Annotated in this window: 19 protein-coding genes and 1 other annotated feature; of the genes, 10 read left to right on the plus strand and 9 right to left on the minus strand. The window is 41.6% G+C overall.

Annotated elements, in window-relative coordinates; genetic code table 11:
• Window positions 1-11: 11 nt before the first annotated feature.
• Genes EI981_RS13115 through EI981_RS13125 form a run of 3 tightly spaced genes read right to left on the minus strand, consistent with a single transcriptional unit; the run spans window position 12 to window position 3747 of the window.
• On the minus strand, window positions 12-1178 hold the full coding sequence (locus EI981_RS13115; RefSeq protein ID WP_126998797.1) for a Ger(x)C family spore germination protein: 1167 nt from the start codon (window positions 1176-1178) through the stop codon (window positions 12-14).
• Complete coding sequence (locus EI981_RS13120) at window positions 1175-2656, minus strand: spore germination protein (RefSeq protein WP_126998799.1); 1482 nt, start codon at window positions 2654-2656, stop codon at window positions 1175-1177. The genes EI981_RS13115 and EI981_RS13120 overlap by 4 nt, the downstream gene beginning before the upstream one ends.
• Window positions 2653-3747: an endospore germination permease gene (locus tag EI981_RS13125; protein WP_126998801.1), complete on the minus strand. Its 1095-nt coding sequence runs from the start codon at window positions 3745-3747 to the stop codon at window positions 2653-2655. Before EI981_RS13125 ends, EI981_RS13120 begins: the two co-directional genes overlap by 4 nt.
• A gap of 546 nt (window positions 3748-4293) precedes the next feature.
• Window positions 4294-4516: a binding site (T-box leader), on the plus strand.
• Window positions 4517-4592: 76 nt separating this feature from the next.
• Here EI981_RS13125 and tyrS point away from each other — a divergent pair.
• The gene (gene tyrS / locus EI981_RS13130; protein WP_127004654.1) at window positions 4593-5855 is read left to right on the plus strand and encodes a tyrosine--tRNA ligase; all 1263 of its coding nucleotides are present in this window, start codon (window positions 4593-4595) and stop codon (window positions 5853-5855) included.
• 48 nt (window positions 5856-5903) lie between these two features.
• Window positions 5904-6608 (plus strand): protein rep, encoded by a 705-nt coding sequence (locus EI981_RS13135; protein ID WP_126998803.1) that lies wholly within the window; start codon window positions 5904-5906, stop codon window positions 6606-6608.
• Between the two features lie 197 nt (window positions 6609-6805).
• Here EI981_RS13135 and EI981_RS29010 read toward each other — a convergent pair whose 3' ends face one another.
• Window positions 6806-6961 carry a hypothetical protein gene (locus EI981_RS29010; RefSeq protein WP_162616157.1) on the minus strand — a complete coding sequence of 52 codons (156 nt, stop codon included), beginning with the start codon at window positions 6959-6961 and terminating at the stop codon, window positions 6806-6808.
• 431 nt (window positions 6962-7392) lie between these two features.
• On the opposite strand from EI981_RS29010, the gene tyrP reads away from it, so the two are divergent.
• From tyrP to nhaC, 4 genes are all read left to right on the plus strand, one after another.
• Entirely contained in the window at window positions 7393-8799 is a 1407-nt protein-coding gene (tyrP, locus tag EI981_RS13140) for a tyrosine-tyramine antiporter (protein ID WP_126998805.1), read from the plus strand.
• 65 nt (window positions 8800-8864) lie between these two features.
• Window positions 8865-10739 carry a tyrosine decarboxylase gene (gene tdc / locus EI981_RS13145; RefSeq protein ID WP_126998807.1) on the plus strand — a complete coding sequence of 625 codons (1875 nt, stop codon included), beginning with the start codon at window positions 8865-8867 and terminating at the stop codon, window positions 10737-10739.
• An 82-nt stretch (window positions 10740-10821) separates the two neighbouring features.
• On the plus strand, window positions 10822-11646 hold the full coding sequence (gene pdxK, locus EI981_RS13150; RefSeq protein WP_126998809.1) for a pyridoxine/pyridoxal/pyridoxamine kinase: 825 nt from the start codon (window positions 10822-10824) through the stop codon (window positions 11644-11646).
• 89 nt (window positions 11647-11735) lie between these two features.
• Window positions 11736-13109 (plus strand): Na+/H+ antiporter NhaC, encoded by a 1374-nt coding sequence (gene nhaC, locus EI981_RS13155; protein WP_126998811.1) that lies wholly within the window; start codon window positions 11736-11738, stop codon window positions 13107-13109.
• 222 nt (window positions 13110-13331) lie between these two features.
• Here the strand turns inward: nhaC and EI981_RS13160 are convergent, their stop codons facing one another.
• The 5 genes from EI981_RS13160 to EI981_RS30050 form a co-directional block, all read right to left on the minus strand.
• Complete coding sequence (locus EI981_RS13160) at window positions 13332-14564, minus strand: tyrosine-type recombinase/integrase (RefSeq protein ID WP_126998813.1); 1233 nt, start codon at window positions 14562-14564, stop codon at window positions 13332-13334.
• Between the two features lie 15 nt (window positions 14565-14579).
• Window positions 14580-15206: an ImmA/IrrE family metallo-endopeptidase gene (locus EI981_RS13165; protein ID WP_126998815.1), complete on the minus strand. Its 627-nt coding sequence runs from the start codon at window positions 15204-15206 to the stop codon at window positions 14580-14582.
• A gap of 85 nt (window positions 15207-15291) precedes the next feature.
• Window positions 15292-15582 (minus strand): hypothetical protein, encoded by a 291-nt coding sequence (locus tag EI981_RS13170; RefSeq protein ID WP_126998817.1) that lies wholly within the window; start codon window positions 15580-15582, stop codon window positions 15292-15294.
• Between the two features lie 16 nt (window positions 15583-15598).
• Window positions 15599-16285 (minus strand): hypothetical protein, encoded by a 687-nt coding sequence (locus EI981_RS13175; protein WP_162616158.1) that lies wholly within the window; start codon window positions 16283-16285, stop codon window positions 15599-15601.
• Window positions 16286-16302: 17 nt separating this feature from the next.
• Window positions 16303-16707 carry a helix-turn-helix domain-containing protein gene (locus tag EI981_RS30050; protein WP_126998821.1) on the minus strand — a complete coding sequence of 135 codons (405 nt, stop codon included), beginning with the start codon at window positions 16705-16707 and terminating at the stop codon, window positions 16303-16305.
• Between the two features lie 164 nt (window positions 16708-16871).
• Here EI981_RS30050 and EI981_RS13185 point away from each other — a divergent pair, with 164 nt between their 5' ends.
• The 4 genes from EI981_RS13185 to EI981_RS13195 all read left to right on the plus strand — a co-directional run bounded on the left by EI981_RS13185 (window position 16872) and on the right by EI981_RS13195 (window position 18219).
• Window positions 16872-17126 carry a helix-turn-helix domain-containing protein gene (locus EI981_RS13185; RefSeq protein ID WP_126998823.1) on the plus strand — a complete coding sequence of 85 codons (255 nt, stop codon included), beginning with the start codon at window positions 16872-16874 and terminating at the stop codon, window positions 17124-17126.
• Window positions 17127-17273, plus strand: a complete 147-nt coding sequence (locus EI981_RS29015; RefSeq protein WP_162616159.1) for a hypothetical protein — start codon at window positions 17127-17129, stop codon at window positions 17271-17273.
• Window positions 17274-17285: 12 nt separating this feature from the next.
• Entirely contained in the window at window positions 17286-17621 is a 336-nt protein-coding gene (locus EI981_RS13190) for a DNA-binding protein (RefSeq protein ID WP_227011832.1), read from the plus strand.
• Window positions 17622-17958: 337 nt separating this feature from the next.
• Window positions 17959-18219, plus strand: coding sequence for a helix-turn-helix domain-containing protein (locus EI981_RS13195; protein WP_227011833.1), 261 nt, complete (start codon window positions 17959-17961; stop codon window positions 18217-18219).
• Window positions 18220-18223 lie beyond the last annotated feature (4 nt).

The following is an 18223-nucleotide window of genomic DNA, read 5'->3' on the forward strand; positions in this document are numbered from 1 at the left end:
CTATACTCCAGTTAATCAACTCTTAGCTTATATTTTCCGCTATGCTGTAGTCTCACATCAACTTTGACGTTCACCAGCGATTCCTTATCGATCATGAACCCACCTTCTGAATTCAACTCCCGCCATTTCTTCGGATTCTCACGGTATAGACATTCGGTAAGATTGAAGATGTCAACCTTACGGGCCATTCCCTTCATAAAGGTATGTCTGATTTGATTTTCGATCGTCTGAGATGCCATTTTTTCGATTTCTTGCTTCTTAAGGTTACGCCGAAGTTCATCCACATAAGCATTCAGCTTCAAATTGATCGTGAAATAGACATGTCCGTCCCGAACGGTATGATGAACCGAGTTACTCGGATTTTCTATTACAATGGCCGCTTCAGGCTCGATATCATTCGGAATATTAATGATCGAGCGTTGTAATTTCTTCTGCATCCAGCGGTAACCTTTTAGATCATCTTCGGAGAACCAGTCTTTGGCCACAGTACCCTTGAAGAAATAGGCGCCATCAATTTTGAACATCGACTTTGGGTCCGTGTCTTCCGTCCATGCTTCCCGATCAATGGCTAAAGAAGGAAGAAGGGGGGCACCCGCCGGTTCATTAATAAGAGCGATGAGCTTGTAGCCGTGCAATGGAAGGATGTCTGACCGCTGAGAATAAGACATTTCGGGAGATTCCATCACGGTCTGAAGCGGAGAAAGGTTCAAATTCGACTTCATAGCGAGAATATCACGCAATGGTTCCCGTGTTCCGTATACCGGAATGTTGTAGCGGATTTCACGATAACGATTCACTAAATCGTATGTAGATCGAATCCGTTCTCCTTCCTCAAGGAATCGCTCGCTGAAGACGAGGGCTTTAACATGTCCCCAGAATACCCTAAGCTGTGCTGTCGAATAGATGGAGTTGAAGGACTGGGTTACCGATGTACCTTCTCCTTTACCAATCCAGGTTGGCACGCTGCGTCCCGATTGATTGCTTTCGGACTTGGCTACGTTGGAGAAATTAAGCACCTGTACATACGTAACGTATTTTCCATTCTCGTAATCGAACCCGATGGCCGTTATATAGGCCATGTTCTGAATGTCCTTGGAATTCCAGCAGGACGTTAGCAATAACAACAACATTGGAATGACGCCCGCGAGCAACAGGAGTTTCCGTCTAACCGCTCTCATTGTCCATCTTCCTGCTGATGGTCAGGATCAATTGGGTCAAGCGAAGCTGGACGACTGCGCATCTTACTCCAAGGAACTCGTAAATAGCTCTTCAATATGTCTTTAAAATTTGGGGGGGATATCGGCATGAGATAAGGTATGCCGAACGATTTCATCCTGGACATATAGAACAAGAGCAGTAGCATTGCTAGGATAAGCCCGAACATTCCAACTAATGAGGAGATCAGAAATATAACAAAGCGCAGTACACTGACGATGGAGCTTAACGATTGATTGACAAGTGTAACCCCCATTACCGCTGTAATCGAACCAACCACGACGACTGCAGGGGAGACGAGTCCCGCCCGGATCGCAGCATCTCCGATCACGAGTGCTCCGATCACCGTTAACGTCTGTCCGATCGAGGTCGGGAGCCGTACGCCAGCTTCCCGGAAAATCTCTAGTAGGAGCAGTAGTGTGAACATCTCTAGCTGTGCATTGAAGGGAAGCCCCAGACGTGCAGTGGCGATAGTTGCCATTAGTTGGAACGGAATCTGGTCCTGATGAAATGCAGTCAGGGCCACATATAGGCCAGGCAATAGAATCGACATCCAGAAGCTGAACAGTCGGATCAATCTGACAAAGGTGACATATTGGAAGCCAAAATGCACATCCTCCGGCGATTTCAGAATAAGAGAGAAGGTGGCGGGACCAATGATAGCGAGCGGATTTCCGTCAATGATAATAACAAACCTTCCCGATAGCAAAGCGTTCACGGCAAAATCTGGCCGTCCGGTCGAATCAAGCAAAGGAAAGATTGGATACTTTACATCGGACAAAGCTTCTTCTAGCTGATTAATACTAAAGAGACCATCTACATCGATTTTTTGAATACGATGTCTGAGCTCTTCTAAGATTTTTGGAGACAGAATATCGTCTATATACATCATAGCAACCTTAGTTCGCGTCCGTTTTCCCAGCATAATCGTCTCACAGCACAATGAGGTGCTGCGGATGCGCTTGCGGATCAGAGCGATATTCTTCGCGTACGCCTCGACAAATCCGTCCTTCGGCCCTTTAATGGAAATCTCCGTGCTGGATTCCTCTGGAGAACGTTCTGGAATATTACTGATATTCAATTTGAATAGATCATTGGTATCCGTAAAGACAATTAACAGATCACCTTCAAAGACGAGATCAACGATCTCTTCCTGTGATACTTCCTTGTTGAAAGGAATCAGGGGCAGGGCCCCAACCGCATCGTACATCAGCAAGTTCTGGAAATGATCACGCCCGAACATTTGATCCAGCTCCGGAAGCACTGTATGCACAATCTCCGCGCCATCACAGAGCCCTCCGGAATAGATAAGCATAATTTCACAAGTCGCATTCTCATCCTTAAAATGAAATGATTGGAGGATAACATCGGATGCCTTTTTAAATAAACCGGACAGCTTCTGCTTGGTCCAGACCGAAGTTTGCTTGAGTTGTTCGCTCATGATGTCTCCTCCTTAGTGGGTTTAGCGAACCAGGCGATAACGGCCCAAATGGCAGTTAAGACAACAGCGATGATTAGAGTAGCAATGAGAACAAGTTTGAACAGACCTAAATAGAACGTATTGTATCGTTTAAGGCCAACTGCTAATATGATGTAAATTGTCGTAATCAGTGTTATGATTCGATTGCGTAATTTAGTATTACGAGGTGCAAATAACTCTGCGATCAGGAATTGGGCCAGGCTGATACGAATTGTTGCTCCCGACAACCACTGGAATACAGATAGAAAGTCAACATGCTCTAGATAGTTCCCCAGCTTCACGAGCCGCCATTGCTCATAGGGAGAGACCATCTGCTTTGCAGATTCCGTAGGACCGAATTCTGTGATCGCTCCGATGATCGGACCGAGAGATATATAGACAAGCAGGAGACCCAAAAGCATGATCTGCCATGGCTTTATCGTAGTCTTAAGACGATGTTGAAGCAGTAAGACCAGAAAAATCTCAGATAATGCTCCGCCAGCATACATCATCCCGTTAAAGATAGGCATCCAACCATTCTCAAAAACAGGTAGTAGAAGTAGCCATTCTTTCTCCCGCATGTTCGCAATTGACACAAAATAGCCAAGAACAATAACAGCTGGCAGAATAATCCCTGAACCTATAGCAATAGCAGTAATGCCATGCTTGGCTGCATAGTGACAGACTATAATCAAGATGATGATAATGACGGTCTGTGGTGTGGTTGGTAAATAATTCGATACCGTCCAGACCGTTGTCTGTGTAATTGTCATATTCCCGATAATTAATAGTAGTACAGCAACAGGGGCTAGCATAACCCAAGACAAGAATGAACTGGTTTTCTTGGCAAGCCATTCCTGAAGATGCTGCCTCTCAGATTTCCTCATAATATAGACAATTAGAATAGTCCATGGGATATATAGCACACCTGTGAACAGAAGCGTTATCCAGGAATCTCTATGAGAAGCATCGAGCAGAATCGGATTGACGATAACGTGGCTTAGCAATCCATTGAAGAGCATGATGATCATAATGATCTGGATAATACCGATCTTACCGCCAGTTTTGTCCACAAGAACTCACTCCATAGCAATCGAATTCAACATTTAGCCAGCTTTGGTCTAATATAGCTTGAGCATTATTCTCCAAAATATGCATCTAATTGCCATATGAGAAATGAATAAATCAACTTTCTATTCACTCAATATTTTTTCTGAAGTTCGAATTTTTATAAATTATTTAATCAGAATATACACTCCTAAATGTTGTCATTATGATCATGTTAATTCGTGTTAATAAAAGTGTTAGTTCGGTAAAATGCTTTGAAGAATTGCCTATAATATCAAGGCCTTGTCGTCAAAAAAATGAACCGGTTAGCTTGTAAGAAAAAGCAAAGAGAAGATAACATTAATGACATTAAATATAAGAAATTTAATATGTATATTGGCTGTATCCAAAAACCACTATAACTATCCCCTATGACACATATATAGTTCCACCAATCGTACAGATCTTAGCAACTTTAATCCGAATGGGGGAATAATTTTCCAACAAAAAGATTGAAATTAAAGTGTTGACAAAGAAATTTATTAGCACTATGATTGCTGTAATCTAATATTGGATGCACGATGAAAGAGCGAAGTAGCAAGTTTGTCACTGTTCAGAAAGCCAGGGGTTGATGCGACCTGGTCATACAAAACTTTGCGAATTACACTCCGGAGTACCTTAGGTAATGCTAAGCGGACTGGCAATCGATATCATTGCTATGAGTGGTATTAATGGTGAACTGCAGCGCCATTGATGCAATGTGGGTGGTAACACGGTTAATAAATCGTCCCTATGTCTAAAATAGACTAGGAGACGATTTTTTTATTTATCTAATTAAAATTAAAATTCACCAGGGAGATGAACTACAATGATGAACATTATCGATGAATTGGAATGGCGCGGTGCCATTAATCAACAGACGGATGCAGAAGGATTACGTAAACTAACGAGCGAGAAGTCGATTTCATTGTACTGTGGTGTTGACCCTACCGGTGACAGTATGCATATAGGCCATTTGATTCCATTTATGATGTTGAAGAGATTCCAGCTCGCAGGACATCGTCCCGTCATTCTGATCGGCGGTGCGACAGGTACAATCGGTGATCCGAGCGGTCGTACTACAGAGCGTACATTGCAGACGATGGATCAAGTACAGAACAACGTGGATGCTCTGACTGCGCAAATGAAGAAGCTGTTCCTGAATGAAGGAGAAACAGGTCTTCGCATGGTGAACAACTACGATTGGACGAAGGACATTACAATCTTGGACTTCCTTCGTGACTTCGGGAAGAACTTCAGCGTCAACACGATGCTGGCTAAAGATATTGTAGCTAGCCGTCTCGATTCGGGTATTTCCTTCACTGAGTTCTCGTACCAGATCCTGCAGTCGATCGACTTCCTTCATCTATTTAAGAATGAGGATGTGCAATTGCAGATCGGCGGTGCTGACCAATGGGGCAACATCACAAGCGGACTTGACTTGATCCGTAAGAAGGAAGGCCCTGAAGCGAAAGCATTCGGCTTAACGATTCCATTGATGCTCAAAGCAGATGGAACGAAATTTGGTAAGACAGCTGGCGGGGCCATCTGGCTCGATCCGAACAAGACGACTCCATTTGAATTCTTCCAGTTCTGGGCTAACCAAGATGATCGCGATGTCATTAGATACCTGAAATTCTTCACCTTCTTAACGAAGGATGAGATCGATGCTCTTGAAGTGAAAGTACAGACTGAACCACATAAACGTGAAGCACAGCGTGTATTGGCTGAAGAGATGACGAAATTCGTACACGGCGAAGATGCACTCGCACAAGCTAAGAAGATCACAGAAGCATTGTTCAGTGGCGATATCAAATCCCTAACCGCAGATGAAATTGAACAAGGATTTAAAGAAATGCCTACATTCCACGCTTCCAAGGAAGCAAAGAATATCGTTGACTGGCTCGTTGATCTAGGAATTGAACCATCCAAGCGCCAAGCACGTGAGGATATTACAAGCGGTGCCATTTCTCTGAATGGTGAGAAGATCACGGATACAGAAATGAATGTGACCGTAGACAACTCCTTCGAAGGTCGCTTCATTATTATCCGTAAGGGCAAGAAGAACTACAACCTCGTTAGACTCGGAGAATAGCTGATATCAGCTATTCTCTTCTCTTAAGAATGGAGGCGAGGATTAAGAATGCTTGGATCGTGGAAAAAAACACTGGAGCTTGCATTTATTAATCATCGTTTGATATCGGAAGTGAATCGGACCAGACAAGTCAATTGGCAAACCATCGATCTAGGAATCCGTCACGTAACCGCGGAGCATATTAATGAAGTATTGGATCATATGTTGCTCGGATTGAATCGGCTATTTAAGTATAAGAAAGTGAAGCAAGCTAGTCTTGGTTACTTCCGAATGCTTGACATTATAATAGAAGAAGAACAACTGCATCCGGTTATTCATATCCTGATGCCGACGATCAGAAGCTATTTTCAAGGGCGATATTATATTAAGTTAAGTGAATGGTCATCCTATTGGCGTAGAGCACTAGATATGAATCCAGATTATAATCTATCGTTAAATGTAAATATATTAAATGATAAGAGTGATCAGCAATCCATTACGGGTAAGATGGAGAAAGGGCTGATCCTCTTACATAATGAATCGGATAAAGCGCCAACGAAACTTGATGATTCGATTACCTCTAGAAGAGTGATCGGATATAGTAGATTGTTAAAAGAGCAAGTTGATTTCTTACAACCAAAATTCGTCTATAACTTACATGATTATAATATAAATGATGCTTTTGCCAATAATGCTTTTGAATTTATCCTTGATTGGCATCCAGGATTAAGAGAAGATGCAAATCCACCCCTTAAACTGTTATCAAATCTATGATTTCCATCACAAATACAATGCATTTTTCGCAAAAAAACAAACCGATTTTTCACTGTTTTAACAGCTGAAAATCGGTTTGTTTTGTTTTGTTTTACCAGTTAGATTAAGGCTTGAGATTTTACCAAAATTCAAAATACTAGAAACATTGATGGATATTACTTCTTCTGTAAACCAGGTTGTATGGCTCGAGAAGATGATTAGCTATTCCCCATATCGCATAAGTATTCCTTTTCATAAATTCCCCAGAGCATTTGACCACTATATTCCTCAACTTGGGGTAATGTGCAGTCATAAGTTTCATTAGCCGAAGCCATCATAACGATAAGCAAAGCCAACAGCCAGCCATCATTCATTGCCGATTTCTTCAAATAAAAGGAGAGTGCTGCCTATAAACAGTAGTGTCTGGAGCATGAATATTCTCCAATATAGGGAATGTTATTTATACAAATAATAGAATATATATACATTACTTTTGCCTGAAAGTGCTTTAACCCATGAAAGCGAAAATGGTTTAAAGCACTTTGCGATGAAATAGTAAAACCTTTAAAGTAAATGTTAATAAGATTCTGGGAATTATCAAAATTACCTTATGTGACAAGGATTTGAACCGAATTGACACAACAAAAATTTAGGCGTATATTGACGAGGAAAGTTAATCGATTAACGAATTCATAAATTTTCCTTGCACCACAACTTCATGATTCATCCATTTATTTGTAATACATCAATTATTCATATTTGGATGAATTAAGAAGCTAGACTAGAGAGAAAGAAGGGAGACTTTATGGCCAATTCAAAAAAATTAACCTTATTCGGGTTGATTGGTATCACGATGGCCTTTTTTGGTACTGTACGTAGTGTACCGACGCTCGCTATCACCGGTTGGACACAAATTTTCTACATGCTCGTAGCAGCAGTATTATTTGCACTTCCAATCGCTTTGATGTCGGCTGAACTGTCCACAGGATTTCAAGAAGAGGGCGGACCACAAGTCTGGGTTAAAAAAGCAATAGGAGAGAAATGGGGATTTGTTACCTCATGGCTCTTATGGGTTCAAATGTTCTTCGGTATGGTTATGGTTGCTTCAACAGTAGGGGTACTGTTCGGATATGTTATTAATGTACCTCATTTATCTTCAAATAACTTCTTCATCTTTGCAGTTATTCTGATTTCTTATTGGGGTGTTACGCTCCTGAACTTGAAGTTCGATATGGTTAAGATCGCCGGTAACTGGGGTTCGATCATCGGTGTATATATTCCATTCGTAGTTCTCGTCGTGCTTGGTCTTGCTTATATGTTCAAAAATGGAATTAATCCAGCCGGTCACTTGGCTAATTTCAAGGCTGGCGATCTGTTGCCTAATCTTAGCGATCTAGGTAGCCTGGCTTATCTATCCGGTATTATCTTTATCTTCGCTGGGGTTGAAATCTCCTCAGTGCACGCGAATAATATCGAAAATCCGAAGCGCAACTATCCAATTGCAGTTATTTCTTCCGTAATCTTGTTGGTTATCTTCAACTTGATTGCCGGTTTGACTGTTGCGAACGGCGTTCCAATGGGTAAAATGGAGCTTTCCAATATTACTCAACCCTATATGATTTTCAGTGCAGACCTAGGTATTCCATCTATTTTCGTTAACATCATCTCCGCGATGATCTTGATCGGTGTGCTTGTTCAGCTCAGCGCATGGGTACTTGGACCAAGTAAATCGATGATTAAAGTTGCAGAAGACGGCAACTTGCCGCCATTCTTCCAGAAGAGAAACAGCAAAGGTATTCCAATTACATTCGTTATGCTTCAAGCCATCGTTATTTCCTTGGTTTCGGTTATGTACATCGTCGTTCCTGACGTAAACAGTGCCTTCCTGGTAATCACAATTACTACCACGATTCTGTACTGTATCGTATATGCCTTGATTGCCATTTCCGCAGTTCGTCTGCGTTATAAAGAGCCGAATATGAACAGACCGTTCCGTCTTGGCAAAGGTAATGGCATGATGTGGTTCGTCTCCCTGCTATCGCTGCTCAGTGTTCTGATTACGATCGTGGTGAGTTTGATTCCACCATCCATTCTGCCTAAGAGCTTCTCCACGGGATACGTCATTTACCAAGTCGTTGCGACCGTAGTGATGGTAGGCGTTGCCCTGATCATATACAAATTTAAGAAGCCTAGCTGGAAAAAAAGTGATTAATCACAGCTAATTATGCACTCATTAATCCTTTTTTAATAAATTCATAAATAACGGAGGTACCCAACATGAACTATTCAATCCCTGATATTAACCTCAAAGCATTGTTCCTTGGTGATAAAGGCGAGAACGTCGACCTGTTCAAGGAAATTCTAAACAAAATGGTTGACGAGCATGTGGGCTGGCGCCAAAATTATATGCCTCAAGACTTGCCAGTCATCACTCCTTTTGATAAAAGTTCTAAGAGCTTCCAAGATACTGCCGATCATATGCGTAGCGTATTCAACGTATTGTCTTCGAAGCTTCGCTCCGAATCACTGCCTTGGCATACTGCAGGCCGTTTCTGGGGACATATGAACTCCGAAACCTTGATGCCATCGATTATCGCTTATACAGCAGCAATGCTCTGGAACGGTAATAATGTGGCTTATGAGTCTTCTCCAGGTACATCGCAAATGGAAGAAGAAGTTGGTCATGAAATTGCTAAACTGATGAGCTACAAAGCAGGAGAGAGCTGGGGCCACATTGCTGCCGACGGTTCGATCGCTAACTTGGAAGGTCTCTGGTATGCACGTAATATCAAGTCTCTTCCACTGGCTATTAAAGAAGTTGTACCTGAGGCTGTTGCAGGCAAATCCGAATGGGAATTGCTGAACATGTCAACGGATGAAATCATGGACCTTACAGAGAAACTGGCTGACCAAATGGATGAAATCAAAGCTAAATCCGCTCGCTCTGGTAAAGACTTGCAAAAGCTTGGTAAATGGCTCATTCCACAAACGAAACACTATTCCTGGTTGAAAGCTGGCGACATTATCGGTATCGGCTTGGATCAAGTTGAAGCCATTGATGTTGACAGTGAATATCGCATGGACATCGTAAAACTGGAAAAACGCATTCGTGAATTGGCTGCACAAAATATTCCGGTTCTTGGGGTTGTCGGTGTTGTCGGAAGTACAGAAGAAGGCCAAATTGACCATATCGATAAAATTGTTGAACTTCGTGAAAAACTCGCTAAAGAAGGCATCTATTATTACATTCATGTTGATGCTGCATACGGCGGTTATGCACGTGCCATCTTCCTTGATGAAAATGATGAATTCATTGAATACAACAAAATTGATGAAGTATTCAAGAAACACAACATCTTTACAGATATGAAGCTGAAGGACGAATGGCTTACTGAAGATATCTACAATTCATTCAAAGCTATGAGCCAAGTAGAATCTGTTACGATTGACCCTCATAAAATGGGTTACATTCCTTACTCTGCTGGTGCGGTTGCGATTCGTGACATTCGTATGCGTGAGGCGATTTCTTACTTCGCAACTTATGTATTTGAGAAAGGTGCAGATATTCCTGCATTGCTTGGTGCATATATCCTTGAAGGTTCTAAAGCTGGTGCAACTGCAGCTGCTGTATGGACAGCTCACAAGGTGTTGCCACTGAACGTAACAGGTTATGGTAAACTAATGGGAGCTAGTATCGAAGGGGCTTATCGCTTCTATAACTTCTTGAAGAACAAGAAATTTACAGTTGGCGACAAGACCATCGTTCTTCATCCATTGACGAAGCCAGACTTCAACATGGTCGACTACGTATTCAACGAAGAAGGAAATACCGATTTGGTTAAAATGAACAAATTGAACCATGACTTCTTCGACTATGCTTCTTACGTTAAAGGCGGTCTGTACAGCAATGAGTTCATTACTTCTCATACCGACTTTGCTATTCCTGACTATGGCAACAGCCCATTGGAATTCGTGAAGAGCCTCGGCTTCACCGAACAAGAATGGAATCGCGCTGAAAAAGTTACGATTCTTCGTGCTTGTGCATTGTCTCCATATGCTCATAATGCTGAGACTTTTGAAGATTATGCAGCCAAGATTGAGAAAGCAATGCAACAAAAGCTTGAAAAAATCTACATGTACGAAATGAACTAATCTTCTATAAATAAGGAAATGCGTAACACCCAAATGCGGTTGTTACGCATTCCTCATTTATCCAATATAAGGGGTGCTTTAAATGTCCAACATTAGAAAAGTGCTGACAGTTGCAGGCTCAGATTCCAGCGGTGGCGCCGGTCTTGAAGCCGATCTAAAAACATTTCAGGAATATGGGACCTTCGGGTTCTGCAGTATTACCTCAATAGTCACCATGGATCCCGATAATAATTGGCATCATGAGGTTCAGCCTATCGATACCGAGCTAGTTCTTAAGCAAATTAAGACTGTAATGGCTGGCGGCAAGCTGGATGCAATGAAGACCGGGATGCTCGGCTCCGTTGAAATTATTGAGATGCTAAGCAAAGTGATAGATGAGCATGATATCACAAATATCGTTATCGATCCGGTCATGGTCTGCAAAGGTGAGGATGAAGTCGTTCAACCAGAGAATGGACAGGCGATTCGCGAGCTTCTGCTGCCACGGGCTACAATTACAACACCAAATCTGTTCGAAGCGGGTCAACTTGCTGGAATATCTAAGGTAAGAACGATCGACGATATGAAGGAAGCCGCACGTCGAATTTATGAGCGTGGTGTCAAGAACGTCGTTATTAAAGGCGGTAAGACCCTTGAAGCTGAGAAGGCGGTTGATCTGCTGTATGACGGCAACGAATTTACCTTATATGAAGCGGATAAGCTCGACACGAATCATAATCATGGTGCAGGCTGTACCTTCGCGGCTGCTATCGCTGCAGGATTAGCCAAAGGAATGAGCGTCAAGGATGCAGTCTCTAAGGCTAAACAATTCACAACAGCAGCTATTCAAGGCGGATTTGCTTTTAATCGCTTCGTAGGTCCTGTCTGGCATGGCGCATACAACAAGGCAGAGGCACGCATTGAATAGCAAAGACTCCTTTTGTCCACTCTAAGATCAATCCCTAAAATGATCACCCAATTCAACAGGTGTTTAATACATGATAAGGAGTTCAGCTTATGAACAAAGAGGTGACTCTAAAAGAAAGCCTATTTCTTTTAGTCGTATTGTTAGCTATTATTGGAGCTTGTATTATCGGTTTAGGAATGGATCCACAAATTCCAATATTAGTCTCACTGGGTGTTATTATCGTATTTGCTAAAATTAAAGGGGCTTCCTGGGATCGGATTCATAAAGGAATCCAGAACGGCATTTCTCCAGGACTGATACCTATACTTATCTTTATGTTAATTGGCGCATTAATTAGTGTCTGGATTTCAGCAGGTACGATTCAGACTATAATGATATATGGTTTTAAAATTTTATCCGCTAAATACTTTTTGCCTTCCGTATTTGTCATTTGCGCGGTCGTAGGGATTACGGTAGGCAGCTCATTTACAACGATCTCAACCGTCGGCATCGCATTCTTCGGCATGGGGCAAATTATGGGCTACCATCCTGCAATCACGACTGGTGCTATCATTTCAGGTGCCTTCTTGGGCAACAATATCTCTCCATTATCCGATACCACCAACCTGGCATCGGCCATTGCTGAGGTCGATTTATTCGATCATATCCGTTATATGATGCGTGTTGTCATCCCGGCATTCCTCATCTCCTTAGTCTTCTTCGCAGTCACGGGACATGCCAAGGTATTGACAACCGGACAGGAAGTCAATGAACTTGTAAATACACTAAGTACTTCATTCCCTATTTCTGTCGTAACTTTAATTCCCGTTCTCGTGCTCTTCTTATGTGCTTGGCGGAAGGTACCCGCTATTCCGACATTGCTGTTAAGCATACTGTTCACGATCGGTGTGATTTACATTTATTATCCGCATACCAGCTTATCGGATATTTCTGCGCTGATGCAAAATGGGTATGTAGCTAATACAGGTGTAGAGAGCGTGGATAAACTGCTTACACGCGGTGGGATTCAGAGTATGATGTGGTCGGTATCCTTGATCCTCTTGGCGCTTGCTCTAGGTGGACTACTCGTCGAAATGAATATCATCAAGACGATCATCTCGCGTATTACCTCATTCGTAAGCACAAAAGGCAAGCTGATCCTTATGACAGGCTTAAGTTCGATAGGTGTCAATCTGCTGCTCGGTGAGCAATATTTGTCGATTATTTTACCAGGTGAAGCATTCAAATCACAATACGATGCGATCCAATTGAACCGCAAAGAGATGTCAAGAATATTGGCCAACGGCGGAGCGGCTGTGAACGCTCTGATTCCTTGGGGAGTCAGTGGAGTATTTATCACGGGTACACTCGGCGTATCCACGCTTGAGTATCTACCGTTTGCTATCTTCTGTATTGTGGCGCCGATCCTAAATATTCTGTACGGGTTCCTGAGCAGCAGAAAATCGACAAAAACAGCGCATTAAGTTCAATTTTGACGTAAGAAAAGTTGGTAGTAGAGCCAACTTTTTTTACGTCAAAGTCTAGGCAAAGTCAGTTTGGTAATAATTGCAAGTGAAAATTATTGCTATATTATGTTATACATAATACAGGCAGTTGCTAAAAACCTCGCTAATACCAGTGTTTATAAGGCTCCGCAGGGAAGTGCTCGTAAAATAAAATCACGTAAAAATCACATTCTCTGCAGATTAAGCAGATTCGCTTATTTGATTGTTGAATTTAAAGCTCAGAATATCGGCAAAATGAATTCTAATCTTCTCATCAGCGTTCTTTTTCATCTTGTTCGTGACATGAGTATAGATCTTAAGTGTTGTATTCGGGTCTTCATGACCAACCCGTTGCATAACGGTCTTAAGATCTATTTCCGCTTCAGCAAGCATACTCACATGAGTGTGACGCAAGACATGAGGGGTGGCTTTCTTCTTAATACCAGTTTTCTTCAATATCCTCCTCATCCGGTCCTGAACAACACTTGTGATATATGGGTACCCATTATCACGACAGAATATAAAACCTTCGTCATGAAAAGCTGGATCGATTTTTTTGTTAAGGGACATAATTGTATTACGACGATCCATTAAAGCTTTGATCAATACCATAACAGACTCATCGATCGTAACCACTCTAATAGATCCGATGGTTTTAGGTGGAACCACTTCATATTCCTTCATATTCTTCTTTTCACTGTACAGAGTCTTCGATATACGCACTTCATTAGTCTCGAAGTTAAAATCGTTGACTTTCAGAGCGCAAAGTTCACCTGGGCGCATACCGCTAAAAGCTAAAAGATAGAAACGTTCTAAATCTAGTGGCAAACCATGTGTGAAGACGGCCCCGAGAAACTCTGTTAATTCAGATCTTTCCAAATATTTCTCTTCGATAGGATTACTCTCTATTTCTGCTACCGTAGGAATTCGTTCTGGAATCACCGCATCTTTACAAGGATTATCCTCTCTTAATTTATGTTTAATTGCATATTTAAAAATCATGTTAGCCGTAACATGTAAACCTTTCATGGTGTTAAGTGCATACTCATCGTCATCTAGCTTATTAAGCATGTCCTGATACATCTTATGGGTAATTTTATTAATCATAACATTTGAGAAAAAACGAAGCAGCAAATTGATATCGTCAAGACGCTTTTTCTTAGTGGCAGGCTTGATTTTTCGTTTTGAAAAAGTAGCATGCCAGTCATTTGCGACTTCTTCGAAAGTAAGGGGCTTTTTATTTTTGTCAGCTTCTGCTTGATTCAACAACTTCTCTAATGCAGCTTCAGCCCTTTTCAAGGCTTCCTTCTGCGTAACACCACGCCGTGATATCTGCTTTCTTTTACCCGTAATAGGATCAGACGGTCCTTCAATGACACAAACATATTTATAGCCTTGCTTATTTTTGGCTGGTACCTTAGTGTAGCTGGCCATGATTAAAATCCTCCTTTATAACAGACCATGATCCTGATAACCAGGTAAGCCCTTCGCAATCAACTGGTGATCCAGCTGCTGCAGGATTCTTTTTGTTTCGCGTGACCAAGCAGGTTCATGGCTAAGGTTCTTTAGCTCGCTCCGTTTGCTTTGACGATAACCGTCTATTATTCGTCGTTTAATTTGTTCTATGCGCTTGACTGCAAGTTCAGGAGGAACGTCGAATACTTCCACCAGGCATGGTATCGCATCCGCCATAGTGGGCAAGATTGGGGTCAGCTGGAATACCATTGACGATGGCATAGCTGCATATAAAACAAACTGCTCGGCCTCGAGCTCTTGCATTTGGGTGTACGATTCAGGCATAGTCATTTGATTACCGGCATGCCTGAGAAGGTGACAGAGCTCATGGAGGAAATCCAGACGTTGTTGATCTTGTGGCAACCGGTTGTCGATAAACATGCTGTACATGCCGCTGACTGCTTCCAGGGCTCGACTGCCAACTTCTGCATAATGGACCCATACATTTAACCGCGTAGACAGCTCATCAATGGTGATCTGATCGGGGGAAGTAATGCCGACACTTACATATGTATGCTCTATAAACTCTTCCAAAATAGTCATTCGATAATGTTTGACCATGGTGATAACCTCCAGCAGGGGAATGTATGTTCGTTTTTAATGTGAAAATAAAAGCCGTTACCGGCTTGATCAAATATTTGGAATTTTAGTTCGCTTTAAGATGACGAATATCGGTTTCTTGCTCCAAGGATCGGACAGCGAGCGTTTCAAGAATTTTGTCTTGTCGTTGCTGACTCTTGTTTAGTTCGTCAATATTTTCTTTGATGGCCACCACAACTCCGTGCAGCTGGTGGACATCCATTGAAAGAGCTTCAAGTTTCGCATCAGTCTCTTCTTGGCGATCGCGGATAGCGCTTGTGATCTGCTGCAGCTCCGCTTGTCCAAATTCGAGGGACTCTAGTTTTTGCAAGATAAGGTCTAGCTTTTGGTCGTTCACTATTTGTTTCAACTCCTTATTGTTCAATTGATAATTCTTTATCTATTGAAGTTAAAATTAAAATAGCTTGCTGCATATATTCATCGGAGCCTTCTATTATTTGCTTAATCTCAGCTAATGTAGATGGTATGATTTTCCCTGTATCAAACATTTTCTTAGCCTTCTTGATTACTTCAATTCTTAATCCGATAGAATCCTGAACTTCTACAGAGAAGGAACCAATCTGTTTTTTGCGATCTTTTTCTAACCCCTTATCAGGAACCTTGTTTAGACGATCATATAGTCGATCGTATCTTTTTTCTGCTGTATCAAGTTTTTCATAGCCTTCATAAATATCCATTGAGCCATCTGAAATTTCTGTGAAGGTTTTTATCCAAAGACTATCCCATACTAAATCGAACTCATCAATAACGGAATCAATTTCCGGTTTAGTGAATTCTGTGTAGTATTCCTTTTGCTTGTCTAAAGGAATACTTGCTTCAGCAGCTTTATCTTCTGTAGGTGTGTTGGAATTGGAATCGTTCTGGTCCATTTTTTTTGTATTTGAACTACTTTTATCCTCAATTGTTACAGGATCATTCACTGCTTTATCTTTATTATTGTTTTTTCCTGAACAAGAATTAATAATTGCGAAAGCAATTATTAGAATGACAAACGCCTTGATGAAATTCTTCAAATTAATTCTATCCTTACTTTTCCCCATCGGCTGGGGGATTTGCTCTATTCACCTTGTCTTTGTCCAGGCTTACGCCCCTTTTCTTTCTCCCTCAAGATACTCCATATTTTCCGCATTTCCTCACGACGCTCTTCAGGAGCGCTCAAGTAGTCTTTAAAAAAGATCCCGTATTCAGGGTTATTAATGAAAGCTTCAAATTCTGCTTGTTCTTTTTCATCAAAATCAATTGTTCCACCTGATGAACGAGGTTTGTCAGTTCGTCCTAATAAATAATCTGCGTCAACATCATAAAGATCAGCAAGTTTCGATAACATACCAGTGTCGGGGTCTCGGTAGTCACGTTCATAATTAGAGAGTACGGTATTGGTTATCCCTAATCTTTCAGCAACGTACATCTGAGACCAACCTCTTTTTTCTCGTTCCTTTTTTAAACGACTCCCTAAACTCATAAATACATACCGCCTTGTTTATCTTCTTACGTTAAATCATAACAACATTTCACGTTCCGTTAAACATAATCCACGAAAAGTTAAACTAGTAGTTGACTTACACGATATGTGGAATTATAATAAAAACAACAAATCAACTTTACGTGGAATTGAGGTGATGCAGAATGGAACTGTTTGAAAGAATTAGAGTTGTTCGTCAATCAAAAGGAATCACGCAAACTTTTGTAGCAACTGAAACGGGGTTGACGATCTCTAATTATAATATGAAGGAGAATGGCAAAAGAACAATTTCTGCAAATGAATTGGAGTTGATAGCGAAGGCTTTAGGAGTACCGGTTGGGATTTTTTTTGAAGAAAATATCCACGAAAAGTTGAATATTGAAAGCACATTGTCATCTACTCGAAAGGAGGTGGGGTAATTGGATCACAACATACAAGACATCAGAGAGGTTCGTGAAACACGAGATCCGGAAGAGGTCAATCAGCTACTGCAAGATGGTTGGGTGATCAATTACATCAACCACGAACCAAGCCGAAGCCGTTATGTTCTTGTGAAATTAAAATAGGGAGGCCACCTGATGTCTACCAATATTTTTAAAATGGATTTCGATGTCGAGTTACTGCAGAAGATGATCAATACAGTAGTTGCTGATGCAGTTGATAAAGCAATCGAACGTCACGCTTTTAAAAATACCCTGCCGCCAGTGCTTACAAAAGAACAATTGATGGATCTATTAGATATTAAGGTAACGAAGACAACAGAATTACTGAACCGTGAAGATTTCCCAGTAACCAGAGAACTCGGTCGTCCGAGAGTCCTAACCCACCTCTTGTTGTTATGGATTGAAGATCATACAGATTGGGTTAGAGAAAATGTAGGTGAAAAATCACGTTTAAAGAAAGGCGTTGCCTAGCAATGCGATTCCGTTGGCTTAAACAGACGTCTCGATCAGCTTGCATCTCTGCGATTGTAATCAGAAGTTTTGTAAAAGGAATGGATCTGGAAGAGGCTGTGAAATCTTCGCTTCCGCATTATTCGGTCAATCCAGAATCAATCTCTCAACTGGAATATAGAAGGTTACTTAAGGATGCAAAGGTTGAGTTAAAGAGGGTAGAAGAAAGCCGCCGGAGTTGTACGGGCTACCAGCGGCGAAGGGGATAAGGGAAGGGGTACAACTTGAACTAAAAACAGCATACAACTAAATGCCTTCCCTGTCTGTTCGAATTTCGATCAAGAGAGGAGGTATCAAATTGAAGATTGGATTTGGGTATGGAGTGATTGTAAAAGCGCTACGGACAAGAAAAGGATGGAGCCAAGAAGAACTTGCTCAGAATGTCCATATGTCTCGCAGCGCGATAAGTAAGTTGGAGAATGACCAGCAAACACTAGATGTCCCAACACTAATGCAACTCATACAGGCTACAAATGCACCAGAAGTTGTTGTAGCAATACTTTGCGGTATGGATGGGATCACTTTGATGCAACAATTAATGACTTTAGTAGGAGGATGATGGA

This window comes from Paenibacillus lutimineralis (genome assembly GCF_003991425.1).
Lineage (GTDB): Bacteria > Bacillota > Bacilli > Paenibacillales > Paenibacillaceae > Fontibacillus > Fontibacillus lutimineralis.

Coding starts and splice junctions, on each gene's coding strand:
- EI981_RS13160 (WP_126998813.1), bottom strand. CDS start 14,564: ATGGCCAGCTACACTAAGGTACCAGCCAAAAATAAGCAAGGCTATAAA.
- tyrP (WP_126998805.1), top strand. CDS start 7,393: ATGGCCAATTCAAAAAAATTAACCTTATTCGGGTTGATTGGTATCACG.
- pdxK (WP_126998809.1), top strand. CDS start 10,822: ATGTCCAACATTAGAAAAGTGCTGACAGTTGCAGGCTCAGATTCCAGC.
- EI981_RS13120 (WP_126998799.1), bottom strand. CDS start 2,656: ATGAGCGAACAACTCAAGCAAACTTCGGTCTGGACCAAGCAGAAGCTG.
- EI981_RS13165 (WP_126998815.1), bottom strand. CDS start 15,206: ATGGTCAAACATTATCGAATGACTATTTTGGAAGAGTTTATAGAGCAT.
- tdc (WP_126998807.1), top strand. CDS start 8,865: ATGAACTATTCAATCCCTGATATTAACCTCAAAGCATTGTTCCTTGGT.
- EI981_RS13115 (WP_126998797.1), bottom strand. CDS start 1,178: ATGAGAGCGGTTAGACGGAAACTCCTGTTGCTCGCGGGCGTCATTCCA.
- EI981_RS30050 (WP_126998821.1), bottom strand. CDS start 16,707: ATGAGTTTAGGGAGTCGTTTAAAAAAGGAACGAGAAAAAAGAGGTTGG.
- EI981_RS13135 (WP_126998803.1), top strand. CDS start 5,904: ATGCTTGGATCGTGGAAAAAAACACTGGAGCTTGCATTTATTAATCAT.
- EI981_RS29010 (WP_162616157.1), bottom strand. CDS start 6,961: ATGAATGATGGCTGGCTGTTGGCTTTGCTTATCGTTATGATGGCTTCG.
- nhaC (WP_126998811.1), top strand. CDS start 11,736: ATGAACAAAGAGGTGACTCTAAAAGAAAGCCTATTTCTTTTAGTCGTA.
- EI981_RS13175 (WP_162616158.1), bottom strand. CDS start 16,285: ATGGGGAAAAGTAAGGATAGAATTAATTTGAAGAATTTCATCAAGGCG.
- EI981_RS13190 (WP_227011832.1), top strand. CDS start 17,286: ATGTCTACCAATATTTTTAAAATGGATTTCGATGTCGAGTTACTGCAG.
- EI981_RS13185 (WP_126998823.1), top strand. CDS start 16,872: ATGGAACTGTTTGAAAGAATTAGAGTTGTTCGTCAATCAAAAGGAATC.
- tyrS (WP_127004654.1), top strand. CDS start 4,593: ATGAACATTATCGATGAATTGGAATGGCGCGGTGCCATTAATCAACAG.